This is a genomic window from Magnetococcales bacterium, assembly GCA_015231925.1.
Lineage (GTDB): Bacteria > Pseudomonadota > Magnetococcia > Magnetococcales > JADGAQ01 > JADGAQ01.
Genome location: JADGAQ010000179.1, coordinates 1 through 8,651 on the forward strand (window position 1 = coordinate 1; position 8,651 = coordinate 8,651).

Annotated in this window: 7 protein-coding genes; 2 read left to right on the top strand and 5 right to left on the bottom strand. The window is 62.0% G+C overall.

Annotation, left to right across the window (positions count from 1 at the left end; genetic code table 11):
- The 5 genes from HQL56_15940 to HQL56_15960 all read right to left on the bottom strand — a co-directional run.
- On the bottom strand, positions 1–1,013 hold a 1,013-nt coding region (locus HQL56_15940; GenBank protein MBF0311007.1), incomplete at its 3' end, for a sulfite exporter TauE/SafE family protein.
- A gap of 21 nt (positions 1,014–1,034) precedes the next feature.
- The gene (locus tag HQL56_15945; protein MBF0311008.1) at positions 1,035–1,280 is read right to left on the bottom strand and encodes a hypothetical protein; all 246 of its coding nucleotides are present in this window, start codon (positions 1,278–1,280) and stop codon (positions 1,035–1,037) included.
- A gap of 285 nt (positions 1,281–1,565) precedes the next feature.
- Complete coding sequence (locus HQL56_15950) at positions 1,566–2,969, bottom strand: sigma-54-dependent Fis family transcriptional regulator (protein ID MBF0311009.1); 1,404 nt, start codon at positions 2,967–2,969, stop codon at positions 1,566–1,568.
- On the bottom strand, positions 2,962–4,305 hold the full coding sequence (locus HQL56_15955) for a hypothetical protein (GenBank protein ID MBF0311010.1): 1,344 nt from the start codon (positions 4,303–4,305) through the stop codon (positions 2,962–2,964). Before HQL56_15955 ends, HQL56_15950 begins: the two co-directional genes overlap by 8 nt.
- A gap of 266 nt (positions 4,306–4,571) precedes the next feature.
- Positions 4,572–5,300 (bottom strand): hypothetical protein, encoded by a 729-nt coding sequence (locus tag HQL56_15960; protein ID MBF0311011.1) that lies wholly within the window; start codon positions 5,298–5,300, stop codon positions 4,572–4,574.
- A 111-nt stretch (positions 5,301–5,411) separates the two neighbouring features.
- Between HQL56_15960 and HQL56_15965 the strand changes: the two genes are divergently transcribed.
- Both HQL56_15965 and HQL56_15970 read left to right on the top strand, forming a co-directional pair.
- Positions 5,412–7,073, top strand: coding sequence for a phosphoethanolamine--lipid A transferase (locus tag HQL56_15965; protein MBF0311012.1), 1,662 nt, complete (start codon positions 5,412–5,414; stop codon positions 7,071–7,073).
- Positions 7,070–8,539 carry an oligosaccharide flippase family protein gene (locus HQL56_15970; protein MBF0311013.1) on the top strand — a complete coding sequence of 490 codons (1,470 nt, stop codon included), beginning with the start codon at positions 7,070–7,072 and terminating at the stop codon, positions 8,537–8,539. The genes HQL56_15965 and HQL56_15970 overlap by 4 nt, the downstream gene beginning before the upstream one ends.
- Positions 8,540–8,651 lie beyond the last annotated feature (112 nt).

Genomic DNA, 8,651 nt, shown 5'->3' on the forward strand with positions numbered 1-8,651 from the left:
TTGATGATGGCCCCCAGCACGATGCCCGCGCCGAGAACCAGGGCCAGCAGCATGATGCCGAAGCTGACGTTTTTGAGCAGGGTGGTGGTGACGGCATCCAGCGGGGTGATGAGCTGCAGTTCGCCCAGATAGACCGGAACGACCAGAGCGCGGGAGAAGAGCACGGTCAGCATGATCACGCCCATGACCAGCTTGATGGTGTAGGCTTTGACGTAGGTGGTGCCGATGGCCCCCAACTGGATGCCGAAGAGAGAACCGGCCAGAATGATCATGGCCAGGCGGATATCGACGTAACCGGCCCAGGCGAACTTGATGGTGCCGCCGAGGCCCATGACGAAGGCCACCACCAGTTCGGTGGCGGAGGCCATCAGGCTGGGCACGCCCAGGACGTAGATCATGGAGGGCACCCCCACGAAACCGCCCACCGCGATGGTGGCGGCCAGCAGGCCGGTGGCGAAGCCCAGCGGAATGGTGATCAACACGGAAATCCGCGCCTTGATGCTGGGGAAGTAGACCATGGTGCCGGGAATGTGAATGCTTTGGATCCAGAGAGCCAGCTTGCCGGCTTTTTCTTCGGCATCGCCACTGTCGTGGCGGGAGCGCAGGGCGTCACGCATCACGTAACCGCCCACCAGGGCCAGCACCACCACGAAGACCACGGAGACGTAGAGGTTGGAGCCGGCGTTGCCGAAGTTCTGCTTGATCGACTCCTGCAGACCCGCCCCGTAGAGGACTCCCGCTTCGGCGGAAAGACCCATGACCAGCCCCAGCTTGACATCGACCTGGCCGTATTTGGCCCGTTTCATGGCCCCGACCAGGGCTTTGGGGAACTTGTGGCACATGTTGCTGGCCACGGCGATGATGCCGGGCACCCCCATGCTCATCATGGCGGGAGTGAGGACGAAGGCCCCGCCGGAGCCGATGAAACCGCTGACCATGCCGCCGATGAAACCGACGATGAACAGAAAAGCGATGTTGGTGGGGTCCAGGGCAATGAAATTCAGTGTTTCCATGGTATTTCCTGATGGTTATCGTTATTTGGCATGGTTCTTGGCGCGCACGCCGAACATCTCCCAGAAGGCGCTGGTGAAGGCGCCGTGAAAGAAGGAGAAGAGAAAGGCGACCGCGATGGGCAGGATGAAGAACCATCGGCCCTCCCTGGCCATGGCCAGAACCCGGTCTTCGTAGGCGAAGAGCAGAAGGTAGAGAGCCAGGGTCAAAGCGCCGAGTGCCAGGGTGCGCAGCCGTAGTTGCAACGGTGAGGGGGATTGTTCTGCCATGGTGTTTTGCCTGTCCGGTAAGAATCGTTGACGTTAAAAATAGACAACGCAACCACCCTGCCAGGGATGCCTTATTAAATTATATAGTGATATCAGCGTGTTGTGTTAAAAATACTATTTTGGTATGCGGATTCTGTCCGCACATGCAACGCCGTGGAAGGGTTGGGGTGTTGTTCAAATGCAACGACCGGGCGGGGTGAACCGGAGTGGCCGGAATATATCGGACTCTTGCTGACTTTATTCACGGCGGAACTGCCGGGAATCGACGTCGGGCGGGAGTGACGGCTACTGGGGAATGGTGGAGGTGGGCACGCCGGGGGCGGGTCCCTCGTTGACCTCCCGGCGGATCTTCTTCAGGCGTCGCCACAGGGAGACGCGGTCGATGCCGAGGAGTTGCGCGGCCAGGGTGTGGTTTTCGCCCACCTGGCGGCAGATCCACAACAGGTACTCCTGTTCCATCTCGTCGAGGGTGAGAAAGCGGCCCTCTCGGGGTTGAAACAGGGGAGGGGAGGCGCCCACCAGATCGACGGGCAGGTCGGCGGGGGTGATCTCCGGGCCTTCCCCCAAAGCCATGGCGCGTTGCAGCAGGTTTTTCAACTCCCGCACGTTGCCGGGAAAGGGGTGTCCTTCCAGAATGGCCAGGGTGTCGGGGCTGAGGGCCACCGCTTTGGGATTGGGCACCGGGGGGAAATGGCGCAGGAAGTGACGGGCCAGCAGGGCCACGTCGCCACGCCGCTCCCGCAAGGGGGGCAGGTGCAGGTGGCAGACGTTGAGGCGGAAATAGAGATCCTTGCGGAAGTTGCCCGCCGCGATCTCCTCCTGAATGGAGCGGTTGGTGGCGGCGATGACCCGCACATCCACCGCCGTCGGTTGCAGGGCCCCCACCCGCATGACCTCCTTCTCCTGGATGACCCGCAGCAGTTTGACCTGCATGGTGGGGGGCATTTCGCCGATTTCATCCAGAAACAGCGTGCCCCGGTTGGCCATCTCCACCAGACCCGGCTTGTTGTGGGTGGCCCCGGTGAAGGCGCCGCGCACATGGCCGAAGAGTTCGTTGCCCACCAGCTCTTCGCTCAACGCGCCGCAGTTGATGGCCACGAAGGGCCCCGAACCCCGCGCGCTGGTGGCGTGAATCAGCCGGGCCAGCAGCTCCTTGCCGGTGCCGGTCTCCCCGGTGATCAGCACCGGCAGATCGGCCACCGCCAGTTTTCGCGCCTGGGCCAGCAGGGCTTCCATGGCGGGATCCCGCGTCACCAGCCGGTATTTTTCGCCACCCGGCCCTGCGACCTCGCCGTCGAGGGCCAGTCGCCGCTCCTTCTGACTGCGTCCCAGGGCTTCGGAGACCACCGTTCGCAGGCTGGCGAGCTTCCAGGGTTTTTCCAAAAACAGGCAATGGCCCTGCCCGGTGATGCGCGCCAGTCCGGCCACCTCTTCCGGATGGATCAGAAAGACCACCTCCAGATTCGGTTGCAGACCACGACACTGTTGCAGCCAGCTTTGGGCCTCTGCGGGATCGGGGCCGATGCCGCGCAGGGCCACCTCCGCCTCGTGGGCTTCCAGCCAGTGCAGGGCTTCCGCCCCGCTGCGGGTCGAGGCGATGGCGTAGCCTTCGCGACCCAGAACATGTTCCAGATTGCGCAGCGCCGCCGCATCCGGCTCGATGAGCAGAACCCGTCCCGGTTCAGCCATGGTTTTCCATCCCGCTCAGTCGGTAAAGCTCTCCGCGCGGCAAGGGCAGACGTTCCAGGTGAAGGCTCGAACGGTGCAACAGGGAGAGCCAGACGCGCCAGAGGGGTTCGTCACCCGGTGGGGCGGCTGTGGCCATCTCCCGTGGGGAGTCGGCCAGCCATTCCAACACGCCGTCCGTCGGACAACGCACCACCACCGATCCGCCGCTGCCCGCCACCCGGACGGCGCGTTCCATCACGAAAGCCACTCCCTGGGAGAGGGCGCTTCGGGAAACGTGCAGCGCCAGGCTTTCCGGAATGTCCACCTTCAGGGAGAGCCCAGCCGGCAACAGGGCGCGGGATTCGCTCAAAGCCTCCTGCACCAGGGGCAGCAGGGGGCAGCTTTCCGGCGGTGACGCCGATTCCAGCCAGGAGGGCAGCCGCTCCAGCAGCAGCCGGGTATATTCCGCCTGGGACTCCATGGCGGCCAGCATCTCCCGCTGGCCGGCCTCCCACTCGGCATCCTCCTGAAGAATCTGGCAGGAGGTGGCGATATTGGCCAGGGGGTCGCCGACCTCGCGGGAGAGTTCCCCGAGGAGATGGCTTCCGCTCTGCCGCCGTTCCAGGACCAGTGCCGTTTCCCGCTGTCGGGCCAAACCCTCCAGAGCCTGATTGAATGCTTCGGTGAGCAGGGTCTGCAGGGTGGGGGCTTCGCCGACGGGCAGTTGGGAGATATGCCCCTGGGCCATCTGTCGCAGGGACTCCCGAATGCGGGACAGCGGGGTCAGTAAGTTGCCGTATAACCAGCCGCCCGCCGCGATCAGCAGGGCCGAAAGGACCAGAATCAGGGCGGCGAAGGTGCGGTGAAACCGGGTGAGATGGCGATCCACCTGAACCGAGGCTTCGTTGGCCAACTGTTCCGCCGTTTTGATCAGCACCCGGCTGGCCAGGTGCATCGCATTGTTGAGATCGGCTTCGGATTCCGGTTGGCGTTGCAGTTTTTCGGGCAACTCCCGCAGCAGGGTGCGGTAGCGGCTCAGATCTTCGTCCAGTTGGGCCAGAACCGCCGTCTCCCCCAGAATCGTCACCGCCTCGCTCAACCCGGCCACCTGTCGCTGGGCCAGGTCGACGTAATCGAGGGCGGTGGCGAAATCCGAAGGATGGCGGTGCAGAAAGGCGTTCTTTTCGTAGCGGCGGATCTCCAGCACCAGGTTGAGCAGGGTGGAAAACTGGTTCCGTGCGGAGAGTCTCAGCTCCATTTCGTGGACGCTGAAGCTGGCCCACAGGGCCAGAATGCCCAATCCGCCCGCGAAGAGGAGAAATCCGCCCCAGAATTTGCGTTGCCAGTGTTGAAACATCCCTGCCCTCCGTGCCGGTCGATTTGCAAAGAGGTATGCGCCTGATCCGGAGAAAAATCAAACGAATCCGGTAGCTGTTCAGGTATACGGGGGTTCGGGGGGGGATTATCCCCCCCGACGGGTCCAGGGGGCGCCCCCTGGACTTTTCCTTTCGCTGTTGATCGGGTCACGCCGTGCGGTGCGGGGTTCTGAATCGTTACCGGATCCGATCCGTGATACGGGGGCGGAGGGGGTGATGCCGCACTCTTGCTCCGCGCACATTTCGACTACCGCAGAGTCAGGATGGCGGTATGGCGTTCCTCGGTTTTTTTGTTTTTCATCTGCAAACGCAGTGTCTTGGCCGTTTTGGCCTCGGCGGGGAAGAAGAGGTAGCCGAAGGCCAGGTTGCCGGGTTCGATCGGTTTGTTCTGCAGGGCTTTCTTGTCGAGATCGCTGGTGATGCGGGCTTGGGCTTCCCGGTCGGTGAAGCCGTGAACGCCGGTGACGCCACCCCCGATGGCGGCGCCGATCACGGCTCCCTGGCCTACCGCTTTACCGACACTTTTCCCGGTGACGATGCCGATGGCCCCGCCGAGCAGGGCCCCGCCCACGCCGCCCATCATGGCCCCGTAAGATCCCTCCTTGAAGGTTTCCAGGGTTTGGGAGTAGCGGGTCACCCGTTCGTAAGCGGTGACTTCGTCCAGAATGGGCCACAGGGAGCCCTGGGTATCTTCCAGAAAGGTCTGGTCGGCCACGATGGCCACGGAGTCGCTGCCCTGATGGTCGAAGGAGACCTGCACCGGCAACAGACCTGCTTTCATTACGTCGAAACCGAAGGTGGCCTTGGCCTCATCCTCGCTGTCGAAGGCCTTGGCCCCCAGGGTGAGCCCGGCGTGGCTCTGGGAATTGGCATATCCCGACGGCGTACGGAAGGGCAGGGGAGTGGCCACGTAGGCGCTGGAGCAGCCGGTAACCAGACCGAGCAGCAGAACGGACAAGAGACGGTGGTGGCGCATGGCAAAACCTCGTTTGGCTTAGGTGACTTCCCATCGCTTGGGTATGTGATAAACTGTTACCGCAAGGATAGCCCATTCCCTACCCGATACACCAGCCTGCAGGGATACTCGATGTTCAAATCGCTTCAAGGTTATTTTTCCACCCTTCGGCCCATTCCTGTCAGTATCGCAACCTCGGGTCTGGCCTTGTGGCTGTTGATTTTTTACAACCGGCGTTTCTGGAGCGAAACGTGGCTGGCGCTGCCGACCCACGAACCGAAGGATATCGCCTTTCTGGTCGGCCTCTTTTTGGCCCTCTGGCTGTTGCTGACGGCCATTCTCAATCTCTTCGCCTGGCGGGGGCTTTTCCCCTGGCTGATGGTCTTCGTCCTGATGGTGTCCGCCTCGGCGGCCCACTTCATGGACTCCTACGGCATCTTCATCAACCGGGATCTGATCCACAGCATTCGGGAAACCGATAGCCGGGAGGCCCTGGATCTGGTCAGCCTGACCCTGCTGGCCAATCTTCTCTTCTGGGGGCTGATTCCCGCCTGGCTGGTGCGCAGGCTGCCCATCGCCTTCGCGGGGCTTTCCCCGGTTCGCATCGGCAAACAGATTCTCTTCTCCCTGGCCTGTGCCCTGGTGGCGGGGGTGTTGGTCTACGGCAACTTTTCCTATTACGCGGCCTTTTTCCGCAACCATGGCCAGGTGCGTTACTACATCAACCCCAGCAACTACTTCTATGCCGTCTTCTCCTTCGTGCGCCGCACCTTGCGGGAGGCTCCCGTTCCACTGGCACCCGTGGCTGCGGATGTGCGCATGAATCCGGGTTTCGCGCCCAAGAAGAGCGTTCTGTGGGTGATGGTGGTGGGGGAGACGGCCCGCGCCGCCAACTTCCAGCTCGGGGGCTATCCCCGCGAAACCAATCCGCAGCTTTCCGCCATCCCCGGACTCATCTATTATTCGGATGTTCACTCCTGCGGCACCGACACCAACGAATCGTTGCCCTGCATGTTTTCCAACCTCTCCCGCAAGGATTACAGCACCACCGCCGCCGCCCGGCGGGAGAACATCCTGGACGTGATGAAACGCGCCGGGGTGCGCGCCGTCTGGCTGGACAACAATACCGGCTGCAAGAACATCTGCAAGCGGGTGGAGACCGTGGAGCTGCGTGACGCCAAGGTGCCGGGCATCTGCGACCACGGCGAGTGTTACGATTCGGTGCTGCAATACGAGATGGAGCGGCAACTCGATCCCGCCAGGCCCTTCACCCTGATGGTCATGCACCAGAACGGCAGCCATGGCCCCGCCTACTACAAACGCTATCCCGACGCCTTCAAACGCTTCGTGCCCGCCTGCGAAAGCGGGGAACTCTACGATTGCAAACAAGAGCAGATCGTCGCCGCCTACGACAACACGATTCTCTACACCGACCACAATCTGGCCGAGGTGGTGCGCTTTTTCGAGAAGAACAGCGACCGCTATACCGGGGGCCTGTTCTACATTTCCGACCACGGGGAGTCGCTGGGGGAGAACAACCTCTACCTGCACGGCGTGCCCTACACCTTTGCCCCGGAGGCGCAGAAGCATGTGCCGATGATGCTCTGGTTCACCCCGGATTATCCCGCCGAAAGCGGCATCGATACCGCCTGTCTGACCGCCCGCCGGGGTGAAGCCTATACCCATCAGAATCTGTTCCACACCCTGATGGGGCTGATGGCCCTGGAAAGTGCCGATTACCGTGCGGAGCTGGATCTGACCGCGGCCTGCCGGGCGAAAGGCAAGGGGGAATGACCGGCCAAGTCAGCAAACACAAGCAGATTCGCCACACCTTCCTCTACCTGCTGCCAACCCTGCTGGCGACGCTGTTGCCGGTTCTGGTCTTGCCCCTGGTGACGCGGGTGGTCACCCCGGAGGAGATGGGCCTCATGGCCCTGGGGCAGGCTTTCGCCCTCTTTTCCCAGGCCTTCATCAACTGGGGGGTCTCCCTGGGCTATGAACGCAACTTCTTTCAATACAGCGCCAGTCCGCAAGACAGCGGGGCGCTGCTCTTTTCCACCGTGGTCTTCATCGCCCTTTCCGGCCTGTTGTTTCAGGCGTTGATCCATCCGTTCACCGGCGAGATCTCCCGCTTCCTTTTCCATCGGGACGGTGAGGATGCCCTGATCGTTCACATGCTGGCCGGGCAGACCCTGGTGGGTTTGGCCGGTTATTTCTTCACCTATTTGCGCAATCGGGAGCAGGCGGCCACCTTCTCCCTCTATTCCATGGCCATGAATCTGGCCAATGTGGCCCTGTTGCTCTGGTTTCTGCTGGTGGAGCATACCGGCGTCATCGCCTACGGCTACGCCGCCTCGCTGTCGGCTTTGGGCCTCATCGCGATCATGGCCTGGCGCATCTCCCGCGAGGCCCCTTTCTCCCTGCGCCCCTCCCTGGTGGTGGAGGAGCTGAAGATCGGCTATCCGGTGTTGTTCAAATCGCTCATGGGCTCCATCAACAGCCAGTTCGACAAGTATCTGATCGGCCTCTTCGGCACCTTGTCCAACGTCGGGGTTTTCAATATCGCCCAACGGGCCAGCGGCATGATCTTCACCCTGATGACCTCCCTGGAGCAGGCCTACCTGCCCACGGTCTACCGCCTGCTGTTCGAGGGGAAGGAGGAAAACCGTGCCGTTCTGGGGCGTTATCTCACGCCGTACATGTATTTCTCCCTGGCCTTCGCCTACGGATTGATTCTGGGGGCGGAAGAGGTCTTCTGGTTGCTGACCGCGCCGGAATACCATCCCGGCATCGATATGGCCATCGTGCTGGCTTTGTATTTTTCGACGATGTTCCTCATGAAGATCAACGGAACGCAGCTGAACTATTCCAAGAAGGTATGGGCGACATCGTTTCTTGTTTCCGGAAGTGTCACCCTGAATATCCTGCTGAATATTCCCTTCATTCACTGGTGGGGGGCCATGGGGGCCGCCTGGGCGACCCTGGTTTCCGGGATGATCATGGGGGGGTTGATATTCCGGGTGGCGCAACGCTACGCCCCGATTCGTTTCGAGGTGGGGCGAACCGTGCTGATCCACGCCCTTTGCGCGGTTGCGGCCCTGGTGGTTTTGGGACTGCGGCAGTGGACGGAACTCTCCTATGTGGAGAGGTTGCCGTTCAAGGTGGGCCTGGCGGGTCTCTATCTTTACGTGGGCATGCGCATCGGCATTCTGACACGGGAGAATCTCAAAGTCCTTTTCGCCAGTTTACGCCGGTCGTAACCTTTCGGACTTCGGACCCCTGCCCAGTGTCGCAAGATCGACCAACGGCGAAAGGAGACATCCCAGGGCGCTGCCCTGGACCCGTCGGGGGGGATAATCCCCCCCGAACCCC